Origin of the sequence: Pseudoxanthomonas sangjuensis, assembly GCF_010211755.1 — a bacterium.
Taxonomy (GTDB): Bacteria; Pseudomonadota; Gammaproteobacteria; order Xanthomonadales; family Xanthomonadaceae; genus Pseudoxanthomonas_A; species Pseudoxanthomonas_A sangjuensis.
Genome location: NZ_PDWR01000011.1, coordinates 1 through 25,382 on the forward strand (window position 1 = coordinate 1; position 25,382 = coordinate 25,382).

The following is a 25,382-nucleotide window of genomic DNA, read 5'->3' on the forward strand; positions in this document are numbered from 1 at the left end:
GGTCGCGCTGGTAGCCTGCATGCGCAAGCTGCTGACGATCGTCAATGCACGGCGTCGGGACGAGTTGATGGCCTTGGCGGCTGTCGCCTAAAAGGCGTCTTCTCAAGACAGTTGCTGAATTAAGCCGAGCCGCGAAGCGGCTTCGGCTTGAATGAATTGTTATGCAGCCCGGAGAGCCGGTGAAGTGAGGCTGCTGAAGAGATCTTAGCCCGGGACAATTGGGATGCGGGAATCACTGGATGTAAGCCGGGAAAGTGAGTGGCCGGGGTTTGTGTGTGCCGGAGCCAAGGCGCCGCCCACGTGAACCCAAAAATGTAGCCGTCAGCAGAGCGGCGCGAGCGAGCGATTGCGGGACGCGGGCTGTTTTGGCTTTCGCGATAAGCCAGCCATTGCGGCTGACTACTATCGCTTTTACGACCACGCATAACGCCTGAATTAAGCCGAGCCGCGAAGCGGCTTCGGCTTGAATGAATTGTTAGACCTGCCGCGGCTCACTGACGGAGAAAGCCTAACCACTTACACAAAGCTAGACTGAAAGTTATGGCGAGCGCAACGGCAACGGCCATTGCTGTGATGGTCCAAGCAAAAGACCACTGATGCAATGTGGCAAATGCCAGGTAAGAAATTGAGTATCCAGTCACGAGCAGATGAGCTTTGCCGAAAATCCATTGTCTATGGATGAGCGACGAAAGCGCGCGAAATGCCAAGACCAATACGGCCAAAAAATGCAGTAGCCCAGCAAAAATTGCCATGCCATGAAACGCGCCATGCTCGAAGAGGAAAACAACGAGCAATATGGCGAGAAGCCCGATGGTGATGAGACTGTCTTTGTCTGGGGTGCGAAATTGCATGATGCAGGTCTAACACCTGAATTAAGCCGGCCCGCCCGAGGAGGGTGGGTTTTGGCCGAGACCGCGAAGCGGGCTCGGCTTGAATGAATTGTTAGGCCTCATTGGCGTCTGACAAGCGCAGGACAAGCGCTCTTTCTGCAACGTCCGCATTGGAGTGTTCGTCGATGTGGACATGGGAACCTTTGACGCCCTGGTCGGCAAGAACAAGCAAATCCACGGCTAGCTGCAGAAGACCGGCGCGATTTGCCCCAACGACAACCTCGTGGCCGTTGTCTCGAATCTCGATGAAGGACGCCACGGCACCGCCGGCGTTGCCATATTGGAGTTTCACCGCTTCAACGATGGCGGAAATTTCGGTCATGAGGCCTAACGCCTGAATTAAGCCGCGCCGCGAAGCGGCGTCGGCTTGAATGAATTGTTAGGCCGCACTTGCGACCCGGCTGAGTATCCACTCAATGGATTGGTTAATTGAGCTGTCACGAATAGAAAGATCATGTCCGCCGTGATCAAACTGGCAGCCAGAAACGCTCTGCAAGCATTTTGGATCCTGTTGCATTTGATCAAGCGTCCACTGCCAAAGGTCGCGGTATATTCCGTAGCTCCACCAGTCGGAGAAGTGGCAAATAATGACTGGACAATCTGGCTTGGAGCTTAGCTCACCGCGAAGATATGGCCAGTATTTGAGCAAGTTGGAAATAGGTACTTGCTTGCTCTCAAACTCAATGACGATCTTATGGCCATTAAAGGTAGTCGTTAGGTCTCCAAGCTCAAAGCGCTCGGCTTTGTTGTATAGCCCGCCGCGCCTTCCGGCTTGATGTGTTAGCAGACTGGCGGTGTTGGCCCTGGCTTGTCCGCCTGCCCAGGAGGCATTTGGTGCCTTTTTGAGGAATGCCTCAGTGAACTCCAGCAGAAAAGCTGTTTGAGTTGCCCCCATTTGCGACCTCAATCGGTGTGCGGCCTAACGCCTAATAGACCCCAAATCGGGGTGATATGACGAAGTATCCGCGGCCCGGGCGGGGCGTTCAAGGGGCGAATTCCTACGCATAATCAAGCTGTTGACCGATAGCCACGGGCCGGTCATGGCGACAATCCTGCCTTGCATATTTCAATTTGCGAGGCGATATGCCATATCCATCACGAAATGCGCCGATAAACCGGTCTGCTATCGGTAGCGGATCGCCCCGGTTGCTCGATGAAGTCAGGCGGCGCATCCGCGTCAGGCATTACAGCCTGCGCACCGAGCACATCTATGTCGGTTGGATAAGGCGCTTCATCCTCGCCAACGGCAAGCGCCATCCCCGCGACATGGGCGCCGCCGAAGTCGAGGCCATATTCCAACCGGAACCGCGTAGCGGTTCACTTCTTCTCGAAATCCGCCGGCTTTGGCAATTCCACCGGCACGCCGTTCGCGTCGCAGGTGCCGGCCGCACACAGCCGTTCGCGCAGTTTCGGCGTGGCCTGCACGATGAAGTGGTAGATGACATTCTCTTCCACCGTGCCGTGGATCGCCTCGCTGCCCGGGCCGCGCGCCCAGATGCCGACGTCGTCGCCGCCGTGGGTCTCGGCCCGGGTCGGGAAGAGCGTTTCCTGCATGTAGTCCGGGTCCTCGGTGTCGACGCTGCGCAGGTCGGGGCGGCCGGCGGCGGGCTCGAAGCTGCGCGGCGAATGCTCGAAACGCTTCGGCCCGGCCGGCTGTTTGTCGCTGGCGCCGGCGTAACCGGGGCCGTTGGCGTAGTTGATCGTGGTGTAGGGCAGGCCGAGGCCGTCGAGCGCGTAGCCGCCGCCGGTGCTTTCGCCGCTGCCGCCGCGCACCTTGCCGAGGATCGGGTTGCCACGCACCGGGTAGCCGACGAAGCTCATCGTGTGCGAATGGTCGGCGGTGACGATGATCAGCGTGTCGTCGGCCGAAGTCGCATCGGCCGCGGCCTGCACCGCTTCCGACAGCGCGACCGCGTCGCTGAGCGCGCGGTAGGCGTTGCCGGAATGGCTGGCGTGGTCGATGCGGCCGCCTTCGACCATCAGCACGTAGCCGTTCGGGTTCTTTTTCAGCACGTCGATCGCGGCGACGGTCATCTGCGCCAGGCTCGGCTCGCCGCCCTTGTCCTTCGGCCGGTCGTGCTCGTACTGCAGGTGGTCGTAGTTGAACAGGCCCAGCAGCGTCGGCGCGTCCTTCGCCGCGGCGAACTGCTGCGCATTCCATACGTACGCGCCGCCGGGATGCGCGGCCTTCCATTCCTCGATCAGGTTGCGGCCGTCGCGGCGCGCGCCGATCTCGCCGGTTTCCTCGGGATCGGCCGCGGTCGTCGGCAGGAAGTTGCGGCGGCCGCCGCCCATCAGCACCTGCGGGCCGCGGCCGTAGCGCGTGTCGAGGAATTGCTGGGCGATGTCGCGGCAACCCTGCTGCACCGCCTCGGCCGGTAGGTCGGTGTCGTTCTCCCAGCCGCGGTTCGGCGAATGGGCCCACGATGCGGCCGGGGTGGCGTGGGTCACGCGTGTGGTGGTGACGATGCCGGCGGACAGGCCGGCGCTGTCGGCCAGTTCCAGCCAGTTGAGCAGGCGGTGCCGCAGGCTCTGCGCGCAGTCCTTGCGGTCGCCGGCGGAGACGCCGATCGCGCCCATGTGGGTCTTCACGCCGGTGGTGATCGCGCTCATCGTGCCGGCCGAATCCGGCACCTGCGAATTGGTGTTGTAGGTCTTGCTGAACGCGGTGGCGGGGAACTTCTCCCACGACAGCAGGTTTTCCTCGCCCGGCTTGCCCTTGCGCTGGCCGTCGAAGATGCGCGCGGCGGCGACCGTGGTCAGGCTCATGCCGTCGCCGAGGAACAGGATCACGTTTTTCGCCTTGCCGCCCATCGCGCCGTTGGCCGCCGCGCGCGCCGCGGCGCTGCGGTACCACCACTGCGGGGTCTCGCCGCCGGGGTGGGCGACCGCCGGCACGTCGACGTGCCAGGACTTGTCGGTCGCGCCGGTCGTCGGCGCCGTCGTGGCGCAGCCCGCGAGCAGGGTCAGGGCGGCGGTGCAGGAAAGGGCGGGAGCGAAGCGATGCATTTGACGGTTCCGGGGGGCGAATAGGGAACGATTATGCCAACAGGCGCAAATGTCTTGTCGATGACACGGCTCTTGTAGGAGCGGCGTGAGCCGCGACGCCATAGTCGGCGCTCCGCGGAAGGCTTCGCCGGGCGGGATGGTGGGCGGTCGCGGCTTACGCCGTTCCTGCAGGTGCGACGCCGTTTTCCAGCCGTGCGGTCGCCATCGCGGCGGCTCCGGGTTATGTTTGCCCGTCTCCTGATCGCGGTGAATGTGCGAATGAAGTGGGTCAATGCCTGGCTGAGGATTCCGTTCTGGCAACGCGTGGTCGCCGGCTTCGTGCTCGGCGGGTTGGCGGGCTGGCTGTTCGGACCGGCCGCGGACGTGTGGTTCAAGCCGCTGGGCGACCTGTACGTCACCGGGATCAAGATGATCGCGATCCCGCTGGTGTTCTTCGCGGTGATCAACGCGATCTCGTCGCTGCACGGGCAGAAGTCGGTCGCCGCGCTCGGCGGGCGCACCTTCGGCTGGTTCGCGGTCACCGCGGTGCTGGCGGTCGGCGTCGGCCTGGGCGTCGGCACGCTGCTGCAGCCGGGCGTCGGCGTCGGCGCGCTGCAGGTCGATCCGGACTACGTGCCGCGCGACGTGCCCAGCGTGGCCCGGGTGCTGCTGGACGTGGTGCCGAGCAATCCGTTCTACGCCCTGGCCGGCATCGGCACCAAGGTCAATGCCGCCGGCGAAACCGTGCTTGCCGAGGGCAAGGGATCGATCCTGCCGGTGATCTTCTTCGCCGCACTGCTCGGCTTCGCGATGGTCAAGCTCGGCGACAAGGTCGCCGGCGCGCGCAAGCTGGCCGGCGAGGCCAGCGAGATCATGGTGCAGGTCACGCGATTCGTGCTGGAAGTCACCCCGATCGGCACCTTCGGCCTGATCGCCTCGCTGGTCGGCGCCTACGGCTTCGAGAAGCTGCTGCCGCTGGGCAAGTTCGTGATCGCGCTGTACGTGGCCTGCGCGCTGATGATCGTGGTCGTCTACAGCCTGCTGCTGCTGGCGCACGGGCTGAACCCGCTGAAGTTCTTCCGCGGCGCCGCGCCCGGCATGGAGGTGGCGTTCGTCAGTTCGTCCAGCTTCGCGGCGATGCCGGTGGCGTTGCGTTCGATCACCCACAACCTCGGCGTCGACAAGAACTACGCTTCGTTCGCGGTGCCGCTGGGCGCCAGCATCAAGATGGACGGCTGCGGCGCGATCTACCCGGCGCTGTGCGCGCTGTTCATTTCGCAGTACACCGGCACGCCGCTCAGCGCCGACCAGTACCTGATCGTGCTGATCGCATCGGTGCTGGGCAGCTTCGGCACCGCCGGCGTGCCGGGCACCGCGGTGATCATGGCCACGGTGGTGCTGAGCGCGGCCAACCTGCCGCTGGAGGCGATCGGCTACCTGTACGCGATCGACCGCGTACTCGACATGATGCGCACGATGACGAACGTGACCGGGCAGATGCTGGTGCCGGTACTGGTGGCGAAGGAAACCGGCATGCTCGATCGCCAGGTCTACGAAGCCGCGCCGACCAACGTCGGCGTGGAGGAAGGAGAGGGCGCGTGAGCGAAGCGGCCTCCCGGGAGACGGCCATCGAACTGGCCGAGCGCTTCCCCGACGTGGCGGACTATTGCCGCCTGCGCGCGCTCACCGGCCTGTCGGTGAAATCCGCCGAGGCCGCCCGGCGCGGCCTGGCGCGCACCAGCTACGGGGTCAGCCTGCTGCAGGACGGCGCCGTGGTCGGCATGGGGCGGATCGTCGGCGACGACGGCTGCTTCTACTTCGTGGTCGACATCGCGGTGGTTCCCGAGCTGCAGGGCCGCGGCCTGGGCAAGCGCATCATGGATGCGCTGGACGCCTGGTTGCGCGCGAACGCGCCGGCCACCGCGCATGTCTCGCTGTTCGCCGACGGCGACGCGAAGCACCTGTACGCGAAATACGGCTTCGCCCAGTCCGACAAGTCGGTCGGAATGTTCTACCGGGTCTGACTTCGCCGCCGGTCCGCGGAGCGGGCATACTCGCCGCATCGATCGAAGGAGGCCGGCGATGAGCGGGCAACAGCGCGAACTGACCTTCCGTTTCCTTGCCGAACCGAGCGACGTCAATTACGGGGGCAAGGTCCACGGCGGCGTGGTGATGAAGTGGATCGACCAGGCCGGCTACGCCGCCGCGGTCGGCTGGAGCGGCCGCTACAGCGTGACCGTCGCGGTCGGCGGGATCCGCTTCGTGTCGCCGATCTCCACCAGCGACCTGGTCACGGTCAACGCCAAGCTGGTGCATACCGGCACCACCAGCATGCACTTCGCGATCGACGTGCGTGCGCGCGACCCGATGCAGGGCGAGGAGCGGCTGTGCACGCACTGCGTGATCGTGTTCGTGGCGATGGACGGCGGCAAGCCGACGCCGGTGCCGGCATGGCAGCCGCAATGCGACGAGGACCGCCGCCTGGCCGAATACGCGCTGAAGGTGATGGAACTGAGCAAGGGCATCGAGGAAACCGTGGCCCGCTACCACGCGGCGGGGTGAAGCCCTGCCGGGCACGAAAAAGGCCGCACTCCTGCGGCCTTCCCCGTTCCCCCATGCGGGCGGCGCGCGCTCAGAGCGCCAGGCGCCGCGCCTGCATGAACTTGCCGGCCCAGTAGCCGCTCACCAGCGAGTCGACGCGCACGTCCTTGCCGGTGCTCGGCGAATGCAGGAAGCGGCCTTCGCCGACGTAGATGCCGACGTGGTTGACCCGGCCCTTGCGGCCGAAGAACACCAGGTCGCCTTGCTGCAGGTCTTCGCGCTTGCGGATCAGTTCGGCGTCGGACATCCGGGCCATGTCGCGCGAAACGCGCGGCAGCTCGACGCCCAGCGCGGTGCGGAACACGTAGCCGACCAGGCCGCTGCAGTCGAGGCCGCCTTCCGGCGTGGTGCCGCCCCAGCGGTACGGCGTGCCGAGCAGGGTCAGCGCGCGCTTGAGGATGGTCTGCACCTTGTTGTCGCCGGCGTCGCGCGGCGCGAGGGCCGAGTGCTCGTAGCTGGACAGCAGGCGGCCGAGGTCGCCGGCCAGCACGGTGGAACGATCGAGCAGCGGCAGCGCGTCGGTCGCTGCCAGGCGCGGCAGCAACGCGGTCAGGGTCGCGGTGGCGACCTGCGAGGCCTTGTCGCGGATGCCGTCGATGGCGTCGGGCTTCCCGGCCGGCTGCGTCGCGGCAGCGGCCGGCGCGGTTTCGGCCGCCGTGGTCTCGACGGCATCGGTGCTGGCGGCGACCGGCTCGGCCGGCGATTCGGCAGTGGGCTGCGCTGCCGATTCCGGCGGCAGCTCGATCGGCGGCGTGGCGTTCTGGGCGAGGGCCGGGACGCAGAAAGCGCAGCAGGCCAGCAGCAGGAAGAGCGGAAGACGGGTACCGCGGGGGCGGCAGGCGGCGGCAGGTTGGCCTGTCGGCTGGGCGTCGGTGGTCACGGTACGTCGTGGAAAATCAGGAACTTGGACGAATGATGCCGGGGGAAATCCCCTAATTTGTTAATTAATAGTTAAATTGCGAATAAATTGCGAACGCAATGTCGCAATTTCCGCACCGATGTCAGTCGAGTACCCGCTTCGCCCCGGTGTAGTGGTCGCGCCAGTAGGGGCCGTCCAGGTAATCCAGCCGCACCGTGCCGCCCGTGCTCGGGGCATGGACGAAGCGGCCCTCGCCGACATAGATGCCGACGTGGCTGACGCTGCCCTTGTTGCCGAAGAACACCAGGTCGGCGGCCGCCAGTTTCTTCGGCGCGATCTTCGGGCCCTGCACCTTGGCCAGCTCGCGCGAGGTGCGCGGCAGGCGCAGGTCCAGCATGTCGCGGAACACGTAGGTCACCAGGCCGCTGCAGTCGAAACCCGCTTCGGGGGTGTTGCCGCCGTAGCGGTAGGGCGTGCCGACCAGGCCCAGCGCGCGGATCACCACCGCGTTGGCCATCGCGGGATCGGCGGGGGCGACCTGCGGCCAGTCGCGCGCGTCGTGGGCGGGTCTCGCCCTTGTCGCCGGCCGGTTGCCGCCGCAGGCGGAAAGCAGGGCGGCAGCGATGGTCAGCACGGCCGCGGCTGGCATGCGGCCGGTCGAGCCGGGATAATGCCTGTTCTTCATCGCCGGCCATCTTGGCCGCAACCGCCCCGGCCGGCAAGCCGCCAACGCTGCCTTCGCAGCCAGCACAGAGTCACGAATGAAAATCGCCAAAGACAGCGTCGTCCGCTTCCACTACACCGTGTCCGAAGTGGGCAAGGAACCCCTCGAAAGCTCGAAGGACCGCGAGCCGCTGGCCATCCTGGTCGGCCACGGCAACATCATCCCCGGCCTCGAGAACGCCATGATCGACCGCGAAGCCGGCGAAAGCTTCGGCGTCGACGTGGCCGCGGCCGACGCCTACGGCGAGCGCCGCGACAACATGACCCAGCGCGTGCCGAAGAAGCACTTCGGCAACCAGAAGCTGGAGCCGGGCCAGCAGGTGGTGCTGCAGACCAACTTCGGCCCGCGCGCGGTGACCATCGAGAAGATCGGCATGAGCGTGGTCGACGTCGACCTGAACCATCCGATGGCCGGCAAGGACCTGCACTTCGACATCGAGGTGGTCGACGTGCGCGAGGCCATGCCGGAGGAAATCGAGCACGGCCACGTGCACGGCGACGGCGGCCACCACCACTGAACCCCGCGCGGGAAACCGCGATCGGCAGAACGGCCCGCTCGCGCGGGCCGTTCTGCTTCGTGGCGGCGTGGCGGCTGTGCGGTCGGGGCAGGCCGCAGGCCGGCGCGTGCGCGCCGGCCTGCGGGGGCTGGGATAAACTACGAAAGTGACTTCTTCCAGCGACGACATACTCATCATCGGCGGCGGCGCGATCGGCCTCGCCACTGCGCTTGCCCTGCTCGAAGCCGGCCGCGGCGTGCGCGTGCTCGAGGCGCAGACCGCCGGCAGCGGCGCCTCGCACGGCAATTGCGGCACCATCACCCCGAGCCATGCGCCGCCGCTGGCCGCGCCCGGCATGATCCTGCAGGCGATGCGCTGGATGCTGACCCCGGGCGCGCCGCTGTACGTCAAGCCGCGTTTCGACCCGGCGCTGTGGCGCTGGCTGCTGCGTTTCGCCGCGCGCTGCAACCGCAGGGACTGGCATGCCAGCACGCTGGGGCGCGCGGCGATCCTCAACGATTCGCGCACGCGCATGGCCGAGTGGATCGGCCGCTACGGCCTGCAATGCGAATTCGTCGAGGAGGGCATGGACTACGTGTTCCGCGAGCAGGCCAATTTCGAGAGGAACATGGCCGATTGCGAAGCGTTGCGCGAATTCGGCATCGCCAGCGAGTTCATCTCCGGCCGCGACTACCTCGCCGCGGATCCGTCGCTGAAGGAAGGCCTGGTCGGCGCGATCCGCTTCCCCGGCGATGCGCGCCTGCGCCCGGACCGCTACGTGGCCGAACTGGCGCGCGTGGTGCGCGAGCGCGGCGGCACGATCGAGGAGGGCTGCAGGGTCGAAAGCGTGCGATCCGACGCTTCCGGCGCGCGCGCGCGCACCTCGCTGGGCGAGCGTCGCGGGCGCGAGGCGGTGATCGCGCTCGGCGCATGGTCGCCGCAGCTGGCGAAGTCGCTGGGTTTCTACCTGCCGATCCAGCCGGGCAAGGGCTATTCGATCACCTATTCGCGGCCGAGCCTGGTGCCGAAGCGCCCGATCACGCTGAAGGACCGTTCGGTCTGCGTGACCGTCTGGGACAGCGGCTTCCGCCTCGGCAGCACCATGGAGTTCTCCGGCTACGACACGTCGTTGAACGAAACCCGGCTGGGCATGCTGGAGAGCGCGGCGCGCGAATACCTGCGCGAGCCGGTCGGCGCCATCGTCGAGGAACGCTGGTACGGCTGGCGGCCGATGAGCAGCGACGACATGCCGGTGATCGACCGCGCGCCGGGGCACGACCACCTGTGGCTGGCCACCGGCCACGGCATGCTCGGCGTCAGCATGAGCGCGGCGACCGGGCAACTGGTGGCCGACCTGGTCGGCGGCCGGCCGCCGGCGATCGACCCGGCGCCGTACCGGGCCGATCGCTTCCGCTAGTCCGAGGGTTACTTCCCGCACTGCGCGCGCGACGCGCAGGCGCTAAGCTGGCCGCCACAATCCCGGGGAGGCGCGGCCATGCTGGAATCCGACACGAGTTCCGTTCCCGCCGCGCTGGCGCCGATCGCGCCGAGCGAACGCATCGATGCGCTGGACGTGATCCGCGGCTTCGCGCTGCTGGGCATCTTCCTGATGAACGTCGAGTGGTTCAACCGGCCCATCGCCGACCTCGGCGCGGGCATGCCGGCCGACGCGCAGGGCGTGGACTGGCTGGCCGGCTGGCTGATCCACGTGTTCGTGCGCGGCAAGTTCTGGACCCTGTTCTCGCTGCTGTTCGGCATGGGCTTCGCGGTGATGCTGGCGCGGGCGGAAAGCGCCGGCCGCGACTTCGTCGTGCCGTACCTGCGGCGCATCGTCGCGCTGGGGATCTTCGGCGCGTGCCATTTCATCTTCCTGTGGGCGGGCGACATCCTGTTCGCCTATTCGCTGGGCGCTGCCTTGCTGCTGCTGCTGTTCTACGCGCGGCCGTCGTGGATCTTCGCCGGGGTGCTTGCCTGCATCGGCCTGGGCGCGGCGACGCGACTGGACGGGTTCTTCCCCGCCGCCTCGGCCCTGGCCATCGCGATCGTGCTCGCGCTGTACCTGCGCAAGGAGATCGGCGCGCATCTGTTCGCACGTCGCTGGCGCCTGCTCACGCGCTGGCACGTGCTGACGCTGGTCTGCTGGCCGGTCAGCCTGGTCGTGCTGGCCAGCGCGGTGGCGAAAGCCAGCGTGCCGATGGGCGTGGCCGCGGCGATCGTCGCGCTGGCCGGCTGGCTTGCGACCCGCTACCGCGAGCCGGAATCCATGCGCACCCTGCGCGCCGGCGCCTTCTTCTACCTGGGGCCGTTCCTCACCATGGCCCTGCTTGGCGCGTTGATGACGTGGCAGCCGCAGCTGCGCCACCAGCCCGACGCCAAGCAGCTGGAGCAGCAGCAGAAGCAGCGTACCGAGCACGTCGAGGAGATGCGCGAGGAGACGCGGATCATGAGCGGCGACAGCTACGTCGCCGCGGTGGAATACCGGGCGAAGAAGTTCCCCGAGGAGGCGGCGCAGAACCTGGGTTTCGCCTCGCTGGTGGTGGCGATGTTCCTGATGGGCGTGTGGTTCGTGCGCTCGGGCGTGATGCGCCGTACCCGCGAACACCTGCCGTTGTTCCGCAAGCTGGCCTTCGTCGGCCTGCCGATCGGCCTGGCCATGGGCATTGCCGGCGCCTTGATCACGACCACCCACGTCCCCGGCCAGAACGACTTGCAGTTCCAGACGGCCATGGGCCTGACGATGGCCGGCAACCTGCCGGCCTGCCTGGGCTACGCCAGCCTGGTGGTGCTGATGCTGCATTCCGGCGGATGGCTGTCGCGGATATCGGTGCTGGCGCCGGTCGGGCGCATGGCGCTGACCAACTACCTGATGCAGTCGCTGCTCCAGTGCCTGTTCTTCTACGGGTTCTTCCTCGGCCACTGGGGGCTGGGGCGCGCCTGGCAGTTGCTGTTCGTGTTCGTCGTCTATGCGTTGCAGGTCGCGTTCAGCCACTGGTGGCTGGCGCGCTTCCAGTACGGACCGATGGAGTGGCTGTGGCGCTGCATCACCTACTGGCGCTGGCAGCCGATGCTGCGCAACGCCGGCGCCGCGCAGCCGATCCGCTAGACTTCGCGGCATGGAAACCCATGCACTGCATCGCGGCACGGCGCCGCTGCTGGTCAGCCTGCCGCACGACGGCACGCGCGTGCCGGACGACATCGCCGCGCGCCTGACCGACGCTGCGCGACGCGTGCCGGATACCGACTGGCACGTCGCGCGCCTGTACGACTTCGCGAAGGAACTCGGCGCCTCGGTCATCGTGCCGGTGCATTCGCGCTACGTGGTCGACCTGAACCGGCCCGAGGACGACGTCTCGCTGTACCCCGGGCAGAACACCACCGGCCTGTGCCCGGCGGTGATGTTCAGCGGCGCGCCGGTGTACCGCGAGGGCCTGGAGCCGTCGCCGGACGAAGTCCGCCGCCGCGTCGAAGCGTTCTGGCGGCCGTACCACGCGGCGTTGCGCGACGAACTCGAGCGCATCCGCGGCGAACACGGCCGCGCGGTGCTGTGGGAAGGGCACTCGATCCGCAGCGTGGTGCCGTTCCTGTTCGATGGCCGGTTGCCGGATTTCAACCTCGGCACCGCCGGCGGCGCGAGCTGCTCGCCGGCATTGCAGCAACGCCTGCTCGGCGTACTCGAAGGGCAGCGCGATTACAGCTTCGTCGTCAACGGCCGCTTCAAGGGCGGCTACATCACGCGCCATTACGGCGACCCGGCCAACGGCATCGACGCCTTGCAACTGGAACTGGCGCAGCTGAACTACATGGACGAGGACAGCTTCGAATACCTGCCGGAGCGGGCAACGCCGACACAGGCGTTGATCCGCCGCCTGCTCGAAACGGCATTGGCATGATAGAAGATGCGGGACGCGGCATCGGTGCCGCGCCCCGCAGGCATGGGTCAGTGCCCGATGTTCTTGTCGAGGAAGGCCTCGATGCGCTTGTACAGTTCGGCCCGGTTCTCCGGCTTGTAGAAGCCGTGCCCTTCGCCGGAAGCGACCATGGTTTCGACGGGCGTGCCCTGTTTCCTGAAAGCATCGACCAGGGCGTCGAACTGCGCCATCGGCACGCGCTGGTCGATCGACCCCTGTGCCAGCATCACCGGGACCTTGATCTTGTCCACGTTCCGCGAAGGCGAGTTGGCCGCGAGCGTGGCCTCGTCCTTGCCGAGCACGCGTTCCAGGTAACGCCGCCCCGACTTGGATGACTTGATGTCGCCGGCCTTGTACATGACCTCGAGATCGTAGACGCCGACGTAGCCGATCGCGCACTTGTACAGCTCCGGGTAGCGGATCGGCTGCATCAGCGCGGCATAGCCGCCGAAGCTGGCGCCGAAGGTGCAGATGCGATCGGGATCGGCCAGCTTGCTGGCGATTGCCCAGCGCACGCCGTCGGCGATGTCGTCCATCATCTTGCCGCCCCATTCGCGGTAACCGCTTTCCTCGAAGTCCTTGCCGCGTCCACCGGAGCCGCGGAAGTTCACTTGCAGCACCGCGTATCCGCGGCTGGCGAGGAACTGCGCATCGGCATCGTAACCCCAGCTGTCGTACGGGCCGTGCGGACCGCCGTGCGGCAGCACGACCATCGGCCTGGGGCCGCCATTCCCGGCAGGAGCGGTATAGAGGCCGTACAGCGTCAGTCCGTCGCGGGTCTTGAAGCTGATCGGCGCCGTCGGCGACAGCGCGGCGGCCTTGATCCACGGCATGACCTCGTTGATCAACTGCACCTTGTTCGTGTCCCGGTCCAGCAGGTAATAGGCGCCGGGATTGCGGTCGCTCCATGTCGTGAACAACAGCTTCCGGTTGTCGCGCGTCCACTGCAGGAAGGACACCATCTGGCCCGGGAACGACTTCAGCAGGCCGGCGTGCAGCTTCGCCCATTCCGAAGTCGGGTCGAGGTATTGCACGGAGGGCTTGGCCGCATCGTAGATCACGCCGAACGGCGCGCCGTCGTGGCCCGCATACAGCACCCGCGAGATGGCCACGTCATCGCGGCCGGCGAGGCGCTCGCGCGTGCCCTTGGCAAGGTCGATCCTGTACAGCTGCGCGGGCTCGCCCTTGTCGGTGATGCGGGCGTAGCCAGTGTTGTTGTCCGGTTCGACATACAGCAGGCTCATGTCGTATCCGGCCAGCGACTTCGGCACGGGTTTCCATTCGCTGTTTCCGTCCGGGCGGTATGCGAGCACGGGATCGTCGTTGTCGTCCGATGTGACCTTGAGGCGCGCGCGTCCCGCATGGTCGAACATGAAGCTTGCGGTTTCCTTCGATTGTTCGAGTTCTTGGCGGTTGCCGGTACGGGTGTCGACCTTGTAGATCGACGTGGTCCGGTCTTCGTCATTGCGGCTGGTTGGCCATGCAGTGAAGTCGACCAGCACCTTGCCAGGTTCGTCGTCCAGGACCTTGACGATGCTGGCGAATCCCTGGTCCTTGCGCCCGCCGGTGCGCACGCCGTCGTCGCTCACGTAGGCAAACAGCGTTTCCTGGGTCTTGCCGTTCACGTCCGAGCTCATGAGCTCGCCATAGCTGTACGGGCGCGCCCGCAGCGGTTCCATCCTGGCGCGTGCGACCACGATCTGGTCGTCGTCGCTCCAGACGATGTCGGTGACGTGCTGCTGGCGACCGAAACGCAGCGATCGGGTCTCGCCGCCCTGATCCAGCGGCAGGATGAGCAGCCGCGTTTCCATGTTGTCGGGCGTGGGTACCGCAAGCGCGACGTACTTGCCGTCCGGCGACAGCGCTATGTCGCTGATTTCCGGGTGCCTCGAAAAATCCGTGACCGGAATGCCCTGGGCGAAGGCAGGTGCAGACAGGATGCCAGCGAGCACGAGCGTGCTGCCGGCGAATGCGATCGGTTTCATGGCTCCCCTCGATTGCTGCGATGGCCGCGCCTCTCCCGCGCGGGTATCCCAGTTTAACGGCGCCACGTGGCGGCTTTGCAAGGCCAATCCCGGTAGCGTCCGGGGGAGCCGGCGGTCGTCACACTTCCAGCGAAGCCAGGTCGCCCTTGGTCTCCAGCCAGGTCTTGCGGTCCGCAGCGCGCTTCTTCGCCAGCAGCATGTCCATCAGCGAACGGGTCCGGTCGGCGTCGTCGACGGTCAGTTGCACCAGCCGGCGGGTGTCCGGGTGGATCGCCGATTCGCGCAATTGCGCCGGATTCATCTCGCCGAGGCCCTTGAAGCGGGTCACGTTGACCTGGCCGCGGATCTTCTCGCGCTCGATCTTCTCCAGCAGCAGGCGCTTCTCTTCCTCGTCCAGCGCGTAGAACACCTGCTTGCCCACGTCGACGCGGAACAGCGGCGGCATCGCCACGAACACGTGGCCGGCGTTCACCAGCGCCGGGAAGTGGCGCAGGAACAGCGCGCTCAGCAGCGTGGCGATGTGCAGGCCGTCGGAGTCGGCGTCGGCCAGGACGATGATCTTGCCGTAGCGCAGGCCGCTGATGTCGTCCTTGCCCGGGTCGCAGCCGATGGCGACGGCGAGGTCGTGCACTTCCTGCGAGGCGAGCACGCCGCCGGACGCGACTTCCCACGTGTTCAGGATCTTGCCGCGCAGCGGCAGGATGGCCTGGAAATCCTTGTCGCGCGCCTGCTTGGCCGAGCCGCCGGCCGAATCGCCTTCCACCAGGAACAGTTCCGTGCGCGACAGGTCCTGCGAAATGCAGTCGGCCAGCTTGCCGGGCAGGGCGGGGCCCTGGGTGACCTTCTTGCGCACGATCTGCTTTTCGGTCTTCAGCCGCGCGCTGGCGCGCTCGATGGCCAGTTGCGCGATCTTCTCGCCGAACTCGACGTGCTGGTTCAGCCACAGGCTGAAGGCGTCGTGCGCGGCGCCTTCGATGAAGCCGGCGGCCTGGCGCGAGCTGAGGCGTTCCTTGGTCTGCCCGCTGAACTGCGGGTCGGTCATCTTCAGCGACAGCACGAAGGCGACGCGGTCCCACACGTCCTCCGGCGCCAGCTTGACGCCGCGCGGCAGCAGGTTGCGGAAGTCGCAGAACTCGCGCAACGCGTCGGTCAGGCCGCTGCGCAGGCCGTTGACGTGGGTGCCGTGCTGCGCGGTCGGGATCAGGTTGACGTAGCTCTCCTGCACCAGGTCGCCTTCGGGAACCCATGCCGCGGCCCAGTCGACGACCTCGGTGTCCTTCTTCAGCGAACCGGTGAACAGCTCCGGCGGCAGCGCTTCGGTGCCCTGCAGCTCGCCCTTGAGGTAGTCGCGCAGGCCGTCCTCGTAATGCCATTGGTCGCGTTCGCCGCTGGCCTCGTCGAACAGCTTCACGGTCAGGCCGGGGCAGAGCACCGCCTTGGCGCGCAGCAGGTGCTTCAGCGATCGCAGGTTGAACTTCGGCGTGTCGAAGTACTTCGGGTCCGGCCAGAAGCGCACGCGGGTGCCGGTGTTCTTCTTGCCGACGCTGCCGACCACCTCGAGCGGCGAGGCGCGGTTGCCGTCCTTGAACGTCATCCGGTATTCGTTGCCGTCGCGCTTGATGCGCACCTCGACCAGGGTCGACAGCGCGTTGACCACGCTGACGCCGACGCCATGCAGGCCGCCGCTGAACGTGTAGTTCTTGTTGCTGAACTTGCCGCCCGCGTGCAGGCGGGTCAGGATCAGCTCGACGCCGGGGATTTTTTCCTCCGGATGGATGTCCACCGGCATGCCGCGGCCGTCGTCGCCGACTTCGCAACTGCCGTCCTTGTACAGGGTCACCTCGATTTCGCCGGCGTGGCCGGCCAGCGCCTCGTCGACCGCGTTGTCGATGACTTCCTGCGCGAGGTGGTTGGGCCGGCTGGTGTCGGTGTACATGCCCGGCCGGCGCTTGACCGGGTCCAGGCCGGAGAGGACTTCGATGTCTGCAGCGTTGTAGCGGGTACTCATGGTTCAGCTTGCCATCGGGATTCGGCAGGATGGGGGCAGCGTCTGCGCCGGTCAAGAACCTGTCTCGCCGATGAAGGCTTCGGCGCGGGTTTCACTCTTCCATCAGGCGCGTTTGCCTAGGGTTGCGGCGCCACGATGGGTGGCGCCAAACCAACGGTAGAGGAACTTTTATGCGCAAGCTGATGATTGTCGGCGTCGCCGCATCGTCCCTCCTGTTCGCGGCCCTGGCGTCTGCGCAACAGGCGGGCGGCGTCGCCGGTGCGGGCGCCCGCGTGCAGGCCGGGTCGATGGGCATGCAGGCGCAGACCGGCATCGACGCCAGCATGCACGCCGATGCGGTGCAGAGCGCGGTCCAGTCCGCGCGCGATTCGGGCGACGAGGTCGGCACGATGGTTCGCGATACGGCACGCACCGGCGCACAGGCGGCCGGACACGCCAGCGACCAGGCCGTCGACGCCGTGTCGGGCAGCGAGACCGCCGGCGCGAATTCGGCCGTGACGACCACGACTTCGGCCGATGCGTCCGCGGCCACGATGGGCGCCGAAACCGCTGCCGACGCCAGCGCGGCCGGCAAGGCCAAGGCCGAGAAGGCCAAGAGCAAGGACAAGAGCAAGAAGGCCGCGGAGGAAGACCAGGACGACAACCCCGAATCTCCCGAATGATCGGCATGGACGGGCGTCTTCGCGGGGCCGGGAGATGCGCGCCATCCCCGGCCCCGCGTCCGGGATCGCCGTTCAGTTGTCCGCAGGCCGCGTCGGCGGGCGGGGTGTAAGATGCGGCGCATGCCTGTGGGAAACGGAAACAGGAGAAGCACGATGAAGCACAAGTCCCTGATCGCGCTGGCCCTCATCAGCCTGGCCGGTGTCGCCGCCTACGCTTACGCCCAGTCCGGCGGCAATGCCGATCAAAAGAAGAGCGGCGCCCAGCAGGAAGACACCCGCACCGAGGAACAGAAGCGCGCCGATCGCCGCGCCGCCAATGCGGCCATCGCCGCCGAGCGCGCCAAGGCCAAGCAGGCCGGCGAGCAGGCGCCGAAGGAAGAGGAAGAAGAGGCGAAGAAGAAGGAAAAGACGCCCTGATCCGCGCAGGAGCGCACCAATACGATGCCAGCGACGCCCCGGCCAGCCGGGGCGTCGGCGTTTCGGGCCCAGCTTTGTCGCCCAGCCGCCAAGCCGGTAAACTATGGCTTTCGGGAGGCCTCGCGCCATGACCCCCCTCAATCCCGTCACTCCCCTGGTTTTCGTCACCGGCGGCGTCGTGTCCTCGCTCGGCAAGGGCATCGCGGCCGCGTCCCTGGCCTCCATCCTCGAAGCCCGCGGCCTGCGGGTGACGATGATGAAGCTGGACCCCTACATCAACGTCGACCCTGGCACGATGAGCCCGTTCCAGCACGGCGAGGTCTACGTCACCGACGACGGCGCCGAGACCGACCTGGACCTGGGCCACTACGAACGCTTCGTCCGCACCCGGCTCAGCCGCAAGAACTCGGTCACCACCGGCCGCATCTACGAGAACGTGATCCGCAAGGAGCGCCGCGGCGACTACCTCGGCGCGACCGTGCAGGTGATCCCGCACATCACCGACGAGATCCGCCGCAGCATCGACGAGGCCACCCAGGGCTACGACGTGGCGCTGGTCGAGATCGGCGGCACCGTCGGCGACATCGAGTCGCTGCCGTTCCTCGAGGCGATCCGCCAGATCCGCACCGAACGCGGCCCGGACAAGGCGCTGTTCATGCACCTGACCCTGGTGCCGTACATCGCCGCCGCCGGCGAGCTGAAGACCAAGCCGACCCAGCACTCGGTGAAAGAGCTGCGCTCGATCGGCATCCAGCCCGACGTGCTGCTGTGCCGCACCGAACAACCGCTGCCGGATGGCGAGCGCCGCAAGATCGCGCTGTTCACCAACGTTTCCGAGCGTGCGGTGATCAGCGTCCAGGACGTCGACGTGCTGTACAAGATCCCGCTGGGCCTGCACGAGCAGGGCCTGGACCAGATCGTCGTCGACCAGCTGAAGCTGCCGGCGAAGCCCGACGCCGACCTTTCCGAATGGGAAGCGGCGGTCGACGCCACGCTGCATCCGCTCGACGAAGTCACGATTGCCGTGGTCGGCAAGTACGTCGACCACCAGGACGCGTACAAGTCGGTCGGCGAGGCGCTCAAGCACGGCGGCCTGCGCCAGCGCACCAGGGTCAACCTGAAGTGGCTGGAAGCGCAGGACCTGGAAGGCTCCGACATGTCGGCGCTGAAGGACGTCGACGGCATCCTGGTGCCGGGCGGCTTCGGCGACCGCGGCTTCGAGGGCAAGGTGCTGACCTCGAAGTACGCCCGCGAGCATTCGATTCCGTACTTCGGCATCTGCTACGGCATGCAGGCGGCGGTGGTCGACTACGCGCGCCACGTGCTGGGCCTGGAAGGGGCCAACAGCACCGAGAACGACAAGCTGTCGCCGCACCCGGTGATCGGCCTGATCACCGAGTGGCGCACCGCCAGCGGCGATGTCGAGAAGCGCGACGAGAAATCCGACCTCGGCGGCACCATGCGCCTGGGCCTGCAGGAGCAGCGGCTGAAGCCGGGCACGCTGGCGCGCGAGCTGTACGGCAAGGACGTGGTCGCCGAGCGCCACCGCCACCGCTACGAGTTCAACAACCGCTACCGCACCCAGTTGGAAGACGCGGGACTGATCATCGCGGCAAAGTCGATGGACGACCTGCTGGTCGAGATGATCGAGCTGCCGCGCTCGGTGCACCCGTGGTTCCTGGCCTGCCAGGCGCACCCGGAGTTCCTCTCGACCCCGCGCGACGGCCATCCGCTGTTCGTCGGCTTCATCCGCGCCGCGCGCGAGAAGAAGGCCGGCGGCAAGCTGCTGAAGGAAGCGCGGGCGTGAGCGGTAAGTAACACAGGCTGTTCCCGTAATTTGAATTGGAGGGATGCGATGAAAAGACTATTAGGATTGGCGCTTTTCTTCGGCGTGGCCTTGATGGCTTGGCTCTTTATGGGGTCAAAAGTATCTGGAACCAAAAAAGCGGATGCAAGTAATAGCGTCTTTCAAGGTGCTGGAAATGTCGCTGCGGAAGCAGTGAATTCTGTTGTTAAGTCAGATCCAAATGTGTCTGCGATCGAGAGGTCTGTGGCTTCAGCGGACCTAGCGCGAGACTATGAAAAATTCATGGACTTGTCGAAGTCAGACCCAGTCTATGCTTATGCATTTGCGCTGAAACTTAATGAGTGCCGTAATGTAGGTGGAATGTTGGATGCCGCCGACGATTTAGGTCGAACTGCAAATGGCGCGGAGGCATCGCCTGAGGCAGCGCTGCTCACCGCAGAAGGTGTGCTGGAAAGATGCAAAGGCCTTACAGACGAACAAACAGGTCAATACGTTGATTTGATCGATTTTGCGGCTCGGTCTGGAGTTGTGGAAGCGCAGCTTGCCTTTAGTACGGTTGTTGCGAATTCTATGACTCTGCAAGATGCCATCGTAGAGCCCGGTAAGCTCATCGATTACAAGCGGAAAAGCATCGAGTATCTAAATAGGGCTGCGTCATCTGGGAATATAGATGCTTTATTGCAGTTGGGATTTGCTTATGAGGATGGAATCCTCACGGAAAAAAATCCAGAGCAGGCTTATGCCTACCTGTATGCCTATAGCCTTTCAAGGCCGGGAGGGAGGATTTCAAGCCTGCTTTCAAATGCGGCGTCTGGGCTGAGTGCTAGTCAACAAAGCGTTGCACAGACCAGAGGGAATTCGCTGTATTCCGAATGTTGTCGGGCCGATTAAAAATCAAAGACAAGGAGGGTGTCGTGCTAAGCAGGTTCATATGCAAAGCGGTATCGCGCTTGCTCTTTCTCTTTTTTCGGTTGGGGTATATGCGCAATCCGTTGGGACGTACACCTGTAACGAGTGTCAGCTAACAGGTCCAGTGCCGGATGGAGATACTCTGATTTTTATCAGAGCGGTCGTAAATCAGGATGTGACAACTTGGTGGAATTCAAGCACGGGGAAAGGAAAGACGGTCACGATTTGTAATGCAACTAAGTGCGTCGTTTATCAATATCAGGCGAATGGAAACTTCTTGCAGGTGGCGTCGGCTCCCATTCTTAGTGGCGGAGGCGGGGGCGGAATGTGTGGGGTGCCGGGAACTATGGGGACCAGTGTTGTGGGGTACCAGCCCATCTACGGTACCAGCCAAGTATGTACCCCTAGTGGCTGTACTACTGAAACCTTCATTAAGGATTACGTGCCAATTTATGCGAATGTACAAACGGAGATATCGGCTGATGGATGTTAGAGTGACGCTGAGTAATGCGCCTTATTGCGACACGGCTATACAGGGGGGCGCATAAGCAATGACCACCATCGCCAAGATCCACGCCCGCGAAATCCTCGATTCCCGCGGCAATCCCACCCTTGAGGCCGAAGTCACCCTCGCCGATGGCTCGTTCGGCCGCGCCGCGGTGCCGTCCGGCGCATCCACCGGCACCAAGGAAGCCGTCGAACTTCGCGACGGCGACAAGACCCGCTACATGGGCAAGGGCGTGCGCAAGGCGGTGGAGAACGTCAACACCGTCATCGCCGCGGCGCTGAAGGGCTTCGACGCCGTCGACCAGGAAGGCCTCGACCGGCGCATGATCGATCTGGACGGCACCGAGAACAAGGGCCGCCTCGGCGCCAACGCACTGCTCGCCGTGTCGCTCGCCAATGCCCACGCGCTGGCCGCGTCGAAGAAGGTGCCGCTGTGGCAGCACCTGTCCGACACCACCGAATCGCGGGTCGAACTGCCGGTGCCGATGATGAACATCATCAACGGCGGCGCGCACGCCGACAACAACGTCGACTTCCAGGAATTCATGGTCCTGCCGGTCGGCTTCGAATCGTTCTCCGAGGCGCTGCGCGCCGGCACCGAGATCTTCCACGCGCTGAAGTCGGTGCTGAAGGGCCACGGCCTGAGCACCGCGGTCGGCGACGAGGGCGGCTTCGCCCCCGACTTCCGCAGCAACGTGGAAGCGCTGGATACCATCCTCGAGGCGATCGGCAAGGCCGGCCACAAGGCCGGCGAGGACGTGCTGCTGGGCCTGGACGTGGCCTCCAGCGAATTCTTCGAGAACGGCAAGTACCACTTGGTCGGCGAGAACAAGCGCCTGTCCAGCGAGCAGTTCGTCGATTTCCTCGCCGACTGGGCCGCGCAGTACCCGATCGTCACCATCGAGGACGGCATGGCCGAGGACGACTGGGCCGGCTGGAAGCAGCTGACCGGACGCATCGGCAGGAAGGTGCAGCTGGTCGGCGACGACCTGTTCGTCACCAACCCGAAGATCTTCAAGGAAGGCATCGAGTCCGGCACCGCCAACGCGATCCTGATCAAGGTCAACCAGATCGGCACGCTGACCGAGACGCTGGAGGCCATCGCGATGGCGCACCACGCCGATTACGCGGCGATTGTCTCGCACCGTTCCGGCGAGACCGAGGACACGACCATCGCCGACATCGCGGTGGCGACCACGGCCACGCAGATCAAGACCGGATCGCTGTGCCGCAGCGACCGCGTCGCCAAGTACAACCAGCTGTTGCGCATCGAGGAGGCGCTGGGCGGCAGGGCGCGCTACGCCGGCCGCAAGGCTTTCGTTTCGCTGAAGGGCTGACGGAGAACGCCGCATGCGCGGGATGCGCTGGCTGCTGCTGTTTCTGCTGGTGCTGCTGGCGTTCCTGCAGTACCAGTTCTGGTTCGGCCGCGGCAGTTCCGGCGAAGTGGTCGCGCTGGAGAACCAGGTCGAGCACCAGAAGCGCGAGAACGAAGGGCTGAAGGAGCGCAACGCCGCGCTCGCCGCCGAAGTCGAGGACCTCAAGTCCGGCGAAGCGGCGGTCGAGGAGCGCGCGCGCAGCGAGCTGGGCATGATCAAGCCGGGCGAGAAGTTCTACCGCGTGGTCGAGCCGCCGGGCAGCGTGCCGGCGGATGCCGGGGAATCGCCCGACGACGACAAGGCAGAGGAGCCGCAGCCTTGATTCGCGGCCTGTGGGCGGTGGTGCCGGCGGCGGGGCGCGGCACGCGCTTCGGCAGCGAGGTGCCGAAGCAGTACCTCGACGTCGACGGCCAGCCGCTGATCGCCTACACGCTGGCCGCGTTGCTGGCGCATCCGCTGGTGGAAGGCGCGGTCGTCGTGGTTTCCGAAAACGACGCTGATTGGCCGGGCTGGAACGAAACATTCCGGATTGCAGCCGCGGGCAAGCCGGTTTCGACCGCGATCGGCGGCGCCACGCGCGCGGCATCGGTGCTTTCCGGCATCAGCGCGCTGCCGGACAGCGTGCGCGCCGACGATTTCGTGCTGGTGCACGACGCGGCGCGCCCGAACCTCGCCCTCGACGACCTGCAGAAGCTGGTCGAACGCGGCCGCGAGGATCCGGTCGGCGCGATCCTCGCCGCACCGGTGCGCGACACGCTCAAGCGCGCCGGCGACGACGGCGGCATCGACCGCACCGAGCCGCGCGAGCGGCTGTGGCGCGCGCTGACCCCGCAGATGTTCCGTCGCCTGCAATTGTCGAAAGCCCTCGAAGACGCGGCGAAGGCCGGCGTCGAGGCCACCGACGAGTCGATGGCGATGGAACGCCAAGGCCTGCGTCCGTTGCTGGTCGAGGGCAGCGAGGACAACTTCAAGATCACCACGCCGGCCGACCTGGCGCGGTTCCGGTTCATACTGTCGCAACGATGACAACGAGTATCCGCATCGGCCAGGGATTCGACGTGCACGCCTTCGGCGACGGCGACCACGTGGTGCTCGGCGGCGTGCGCGTGCCGCACGACCGCGGCGTGCTGGCGCACAGCGACGGGGACGTGGTGCTGCACGCGCTGTGCGACGCGATGCTGGGCGCGCTGGCGCTGGGCGACATCGGCCGGCATTTCCCGCCCAGCGACCCGCAATGGAAGGGCGCCGACAGCCGGGCCTTCGTGCGTCACTGCAACAAGCTGATTGCGGAGCGGGGCTGGAAGGTCGGCAATGCCGACGTCACCGTGGTCTGCGAGCGGCCGAAGGTGGGTCCGCATGCGCAGGCGATGCGCGAGGCCATCGCCACCGACCTGGGCATCGGCATCGACGACATCAGTGTCAAGGCGACGACCAGCGAGCAGCTCGGCTTCACCGGTCGTGGCGAGGGCATCGCCGCGCAGGCGGTGGTGTTGCTTCTGCCCTTGTAGAGCCGAGCTTGCTCGGCTGCTTACCAGTACGATTGCGGAAGATCAACAGCAACAGCAGCCGGGCAAGCTCGGCTCTACCAAAGCATGCGATGACCGACACTTCGATCTTGCCATGTGCGTTCGGCGATGCCGTCCTCACGGCGCAAATCCGTACCGTGCCCGAAGATTTCTTCGTCGGGGAAATTCCCGCTTTCGCCCCGACGGGCGAGGGCGAACACCTGCTGCTGACCGTCGAGAAGCGCGGCCTCAACACCGCCTTCGTCGCGAAGGAACTGGCGCGCTGGGCGAAGATTCCGGAGATGGGCGTCGGCTACGCCGGCCTGAAGGACCGCCACGCGGTCACGCGGCAGTGGTTCAGCGTGCACCTGCCGAAAAAGGTCGCACCGGATTTCGCCGCGCTGCAGGTCGAAGGGTTGAAGGTCGTCGAATCGACCTGGCACAACCGCAAGCTGCCGCGCGGCGCGCTGGCCGGCAACCGCTTCGTGCTCGCGTTGCGCAATGTCGAAGGCGAGCGGGGCGCGATCGATGCGCGGCTGGCGCAGATCGGCGCGCGCGGGCTGCCAAACTGGTTCGGCGAGCAGCGCTTCGGCCGCGATGGCGGCAACATCGGCAAGGCATTGGCAATGTTCGATGGCCGGCGGGTGAAGCGCGAAGAACGCTCGATGCTGCTTTCGTCCGCCCGTTCGGAACTGTTCAACCGCGTCCTCGCCGCCCGCGTCGCCAACGGCACCTGGGACAAGCCGCTCGACGGCGAAGTCTGGATGCTCGACGGCAGTCGCAGCGTGTTCGGGCCGGAGCCGTGGGGCGACGCGCTGGCGCGGCGGCTCGCGGAATTCGACATCCATCCCAGCGGTCCGCTATGGGGTACGGGTGAACTGCGCAGCGCGGGCGAATGCGCGCAAGTCGAACTCGCGGCGATTGCCGACGATGTTTCGTTACGGCTGCGCACCGGCCTCGAAGCGGCGGAACTCAAGCAGGAGCGCCGCGCGCTGCGGCTCAAGGTCGCCGGACTGGAGTGGGAATGGCCCGATGCGGCGACGCTGCAGCTGTCATTCGCATTGCCGCCGGGCAGCTACGCGACGGCGCTGCTGCACGAATTGGGCGATTGCCGCGACGTCACGCGCGGTTGAGCAACACCAATACCGCACCGGTCCCGCCCTGGTTCGCCGGCGCGGAATGGAAGGCCAGCACGTCGTTGCGCTGGCGCAGCAGGCGGTCGACCAGGTTCTTCAGCACCGGCGCGCCGTCGGCCTGCAAACCCTTGCCGTGGACGATGCGCACGCAGCCGAAATCGTGGTCGTGCGCTTCCTTCAGGAACCGGCGCAGCAGGCCCTCGGCCTGCAGCGCGGTCGCGCCGTGCAGGTCCAGTTCGTCCTGCGCCGAGAACTGGCCGCGCTTCAGCCGCTGGAACACGCGCGGCGGCAGCGAATCGCGGCGGTAGCTGAGCGCATCGCCGGCCTGCAGCTCCATTTCGGCCAGCCCGTGCTGGAACACGCTGTCTTGGAGCCGGCTGCGCGCGTCGATCTCGTCGCGCTCGGCCATCCGCGCCCGTGGCCTCGGCGGCGCCTTGCGCGGCGCTTCCGGGGCGGCGGCCTGCGGCTTGACCGGGCCGACGGCGGCGCGGAACAGGGCCGCGTCGTCGCCTTCGTCGTCGTCCGGGACATTGGTCGGAATCGGGGACATGCGGCAAGGTTAACGCCGGAAACGGGCGATGCGGGCGGGCAAGTCGTCATGCGC

Annotated in this window: 25 protein-coding genes and 1 pseudogene; 17 read left to right on the forward strand and 9 right to left on the reverse strand. The window is 66.1% G+C overall.

Translation table 11 applies throughout. The features are described from left to right. Positions 1-491 precede the first annotated feature (491 nt). The 3 genes from CSC71_RS07340 to CSC71_RS07350 form a co-directional block, all read right to left on the reverse strand. On the reverse strand, positions 492-851 hold the full coding sequence (locus CSC71_RS07340) for a hypothetical protein (RefSeq protein ID WP_162373716.1): 360 nt from the start codon (positions 849-851) through the stop codon (positions 492-494). A gap of 91 nt (positions 852-942) precedes the next feature. After that, a complete protein-coding gene (locus CSC71_RS07345; protein WP_162373717.1) occupies positions 943-1,212 on the reverse strand; it encodes an Imm32 family immunity protein in 270 nt (89 codons plus the stop codon). A gap of 57 nt (positions 1,213-1,269) precedes the next feature. Beyond that, positions 1,270-1,785: a hypothetical protein gene (locus CSC71_RS07350; protein WP_162373718.1), complete on the reverse strand. Its 516-nt coding sequence runs from the start codon at positions 1,783-1,785 to the stop codon at positions 1,270-1,272. Between the two features lie 188 nt (positions 1,786-1,973). On the opposite strand from CSC71_RS07350, the pseudogene CSC71_RS07355 reads away from it, so the two are divergent. Then, a pseudogene (locus CSC71_RS07355) lies at positions 1,974-2,180 on the forward strand (phage integrase N-terminal SAM-like domain-containing protein); the annotation flags it as partial. Positions 2,181-2,207: 27 nt separating this feature from the next. Here CSC71_RS07355 and CSC71_RS07360 read toward each other — a convergent pair. Further along, positions 2,208-3,899 (reverse strand): alkaline phosphatase family protein, encoded by a 1,692-nt coding sequence (locus tag CSC71_RS07360; RefSeq protein WP_162373719.1) that lies wholly within the window; start codon positions 3,897-3,899, stop codon positions 2,208-2,210. A 258-nt stretch (positions 3,900-4,157) separates the two neighbouring features. Here CSC71_RS07360 and CSC71_RS07365 point away from each other — a divergent pair, with 258 nt between their 5' ends. From CSC71_RS07365 to CSC71_RS07375, 3 genes are read left to right on the forward strand one after another with little or no spacing between them, the layout of a single operon-like run. Then, a complete protein-coding gene (locus tag CSC71_RS07365) occupies positions 4,158-5,480 on the forward strand; it encodes a dicarboxylate/amino acid:cation symporter (RefSeq protein WP_162373810.1) in 1,323 nt (440 codons plus the stop codon). Beyond that, complete coding sequence (locus tag CSC71_RS07370; RefSeq protein ID WP_343037678.1) at positions 5,477-5,902, forward strand: GNAT family N-acetyltransferase; 426 nt, start codon at positions 5,477-5,479, stop codon at positions 5,900-5,902. Before CSC71_RS07365 ends, CSC71_RS07370 begins: the two co-directional genes overlap by 4 nt. Before the next feature lie 58 nt (positions 5,903-5,960). Next, positions 5,961-6,440: an acyl-CoA thioesterase gene (locus tag CSC71_RS07375; RefSeq protein ID WP_162373720.1), complete on the forward strand. Its 480-nt coding sequence runs from the start codon at positions 5,961-5,963 to the stop codon at positions 6,438-6,440. Positions 6,441-6,510: 70 nt separating this feature from the next. On the opposite strand, the gene CSC71_RS07380 is transcribed toward CSC71_RS07375, so the two are convergent. Together CSC71_RS07380 and CSC71_RS07385 are read right to left on the reverse strand one after the other, a co-directional pair. Then, positions 6,511-7,359, reverse strand: a complete 849-nt coding sequence (locus CSC71_RS07380) for a C40 family peptidase (RefSeq protein WP_425501929.1) — start codon at positions 7,357-7,359, stop codon at positions 6,511-6,513. A gap of 121 nt (positions 7,360-7,480) precedes the next feature. Further along, positions 7,481-8,023, reverse strand: coding sequence for a C40 family peptidase (locus CSC71_RS07385; protein ID WP_211367927.1), 543 nt, complete (start codon positions 8,021-8,023; stop codon positions 7,481-7,483). Between the two features lie 76 nt (positions 8,024-8,099). Between CSC71_RS07385 and CSC71_RS07390 the strand changes: the two genes are divergently transcribed. From CSC71_RS07390 to hutG, 4 genes are all read left to right on the forward strand, one after another. After that, on the forward strand, positions 8,100-8,579 hold the full coding sequence (locus CSC71_RS07390; protein ID WP_162373721.1) for an FKBP-type peptidyl-prolyl cis-trans isomerase: 480 nt from the start codon (positions 8,100-8,102) through the stop codon (positions 8,577-8,579). Between the two features lie 145 nt (positions 8,580-8,724). Then, positions 8,725-9,975 carry an NAD(P)/FAD-dependent oxidoreductase gene (locus tag CSC71_RS07395; RefSeq protein ID WP_162373722.1) on the forward strand — a complete coding sequence of 417 codons (1,251 nt, stop codon included), beginning with the start codon at positions 8,725-8,727 and terminating at the stop codon, positions 9,973-9,975. 78 nt (positions 9,976-10,053) lie between these two features. Next, positions 10,054-11,661: a DUF418 domain-containing protein gene (locus tag CSC71_RS07400; RefSeq protein ID WP_162373723.1), complete on the forward strand. Its 1,608-nt coding sequence runs from the start codon at positions 10,054-10,056 to the stop codon at positions 11,659-11,661. Between the two features lie 10 nt (positions 11,662-11,671). Beyond that, positions 11,672-12,448, forward strand: coding sequence for an N-formylglutamate deformylase (gene hutG / locus CSC71_RS07405; protein WP_162373724.1), 777 nt, complete (start codon positions 11,672-11,674; stop codon positions 12,446-12,448). 47 nt (positions 12,449-12,495) lie between these two features. On the opposite strand, the gene CSC71_RS07410 is transcribed toward hutG, so the two are convergent. Together CSC71_RS07410 and parE are read right to left on the reverse strand one after the other, a co-directional pair. Then, positions 12,496-14,451 (reverse strand): alpha/beta hydrolase family protein, encoded by a 1,956-nt coding sequence (locus CSC71_RS07410; protein ID WP_162373725.1) that lies wholly within the window; start codon positions 14,449-14,451, stop codon positions 12,496-12,498. Positions 14,452-14,569: 118 nt separating this feature from the next. Further along, complete coding sequence (parE, locus tag CSC71_RS07415; protein WP_162373726.1) at positions 14,570-16,459, reverse strand: DNA topoisomerase IV subunit B; 1,890 nt, start codon at positions 16,457-16,459, stop codon at positions 14,570-14,572. A gap of 170 nt (positions 16,460-16,629) precedes the next feature. Between parE and CSC71_RS07420 the strand changes: the two genes are divergently transcribed. The 9 genes from CSC71_RS07420 to truD all read left to right on the forward strand — a co-directional run bounded on the left by CSC71_RS07420 (position 16,630) and on the right by truD (position 24,775). Continuing rightward, a complete protein-coding gene (locus CSC71_RS07420; protein ID WP_162373727.1) occupies positions 16,630-17,121 on the forward strand; it encodes a hypothetical protein in 492 nt (163 codons plus the stop codon). Positions 17,122-17,274: 153 nt separating this feature from the next. After that, complete coding sequence (locus CSC71_RS07425) at positions 17,275-17,538, forward strand: hypothetical protein (RefSeq protein WP_162373728.1); 264 nt, start codon at positions 17,275-17,277, stop codon at positions 17,536-17,538. A 127-nt stretch (positions 17,539-17,665) separates the two neighbouring features. Then, positions 17,666-19,345 carry a CTP synthase gene (gene pyrG / locus CSC71_RS07430; protein WP_162373729.1) on the forward strand — a complete coding sequence of 560 codons (1,680 nt, stop codon included), beginning with the start codon at positions 17,666-17,668 and terminating at the stop codon, positions 19,343-19,345. A gap of 48 nt (positions 19,346-19,393) precedes the next feature. Beyond that, positions 19,394-20,236 carry a sel1 repeat family protein gene (locus tag CSC71_RS07435; RefSeq protein ID WP_162373730.1) on the forward strand — a complete coding sequence of 281 codons (843 nt, stop codon included), beginning with the start codon at positions 19,394-19,396 and terminating at the stop codon, positions 20,234-20,236. A gap of 569 nt (positions 20,237-20,805) precedes the next feature. Further along, the gene (gene eno, locus CSC71_RS07440) at positions 20,806-22,098 is read left to right on the forward strand and encodes a phosphopyruvate hydratase (RefSeq protein ID WP_162373731.1); all 1,293 of its coding nucleotides are present in this window, start codon (positions 20,806-20,808) and stop codon (positions 22,096-22,098) included. 13 nt (positions 22,099-22,111) lie between these two features. Next, positions 22,112-22,459 (forward strand): cell division protein FtsB, encoded by a 348-nt coding sequence (gene ftsB, locus CSC71_RS07445; RefSeq protein WP_162373732.1) that lies wholly within the window; start codon positions 22,112-22,114, stop codon positions 22,457-22,459. After that, positions 22,459-23,163 carry a 2-C-methyl-D-erythritol 4-phosphate cytidylyltransferase gene (gene ispD, locus CSC71_RS07450; RefSeq protein ID WP_425501931.1) on the forward strand — a complete coding sequence of 235 codons (705 nt, stop codon included), beginning with the start codon at positions 22,459-22,461 and terminating at the stop codon, positions 23,161-23,163. Before ftsB ends, ispD begins: the two co-directional genes overlap by 1 nt. Beyond that, positions 23,160-23,645, forward strand: a complete 486-nt coding sequence (ispF, locus tag CSC71_RS07455) for a 2-C-methyl-D-erythritol 2,4-cyclodiphosphate synthase (RefSeq protein ID WP_162373734.1) — start codon at positions 23,160-23,162, stop codon at positions 23,643-23,645. The genes ispD and ispF overlap by 4 nt, the downstream gene beginning before the upstream one ends. Before the next feature lie 89 nt (positions 23,646-23,734). After that, complete coding sequence (gene truD / locus CSC71_RS07460; RefSeq protein WP_162373735.1) at positions 23,735-24,775, forward strand: tRNA pseudouridine(13) synthase TruD; 1,041 nt, start codon at positions 23,735-23,737, stop codon at positions 24,773-24,775. Here the strand turns inward: truD and CSC71_RS07465 are convergent. Beyond that, positions 24,762-25,328 carry a Smr/MutS family protein gene (locus CSC71_RS07465; protein WP_162373736.1) on the reverse strand — a complete coding sequence of 189 codons (567 nt, stop codon included), beginning with the start codon at positions 25,326-25,328 and terminating at the stop codon, positions 24,762-24,764. The genes truD and CSC71_RS07465 overlap by 14 nt on opposite strands. Positions 25,329-25,382 lie beyond the last annotated feature (54 nt).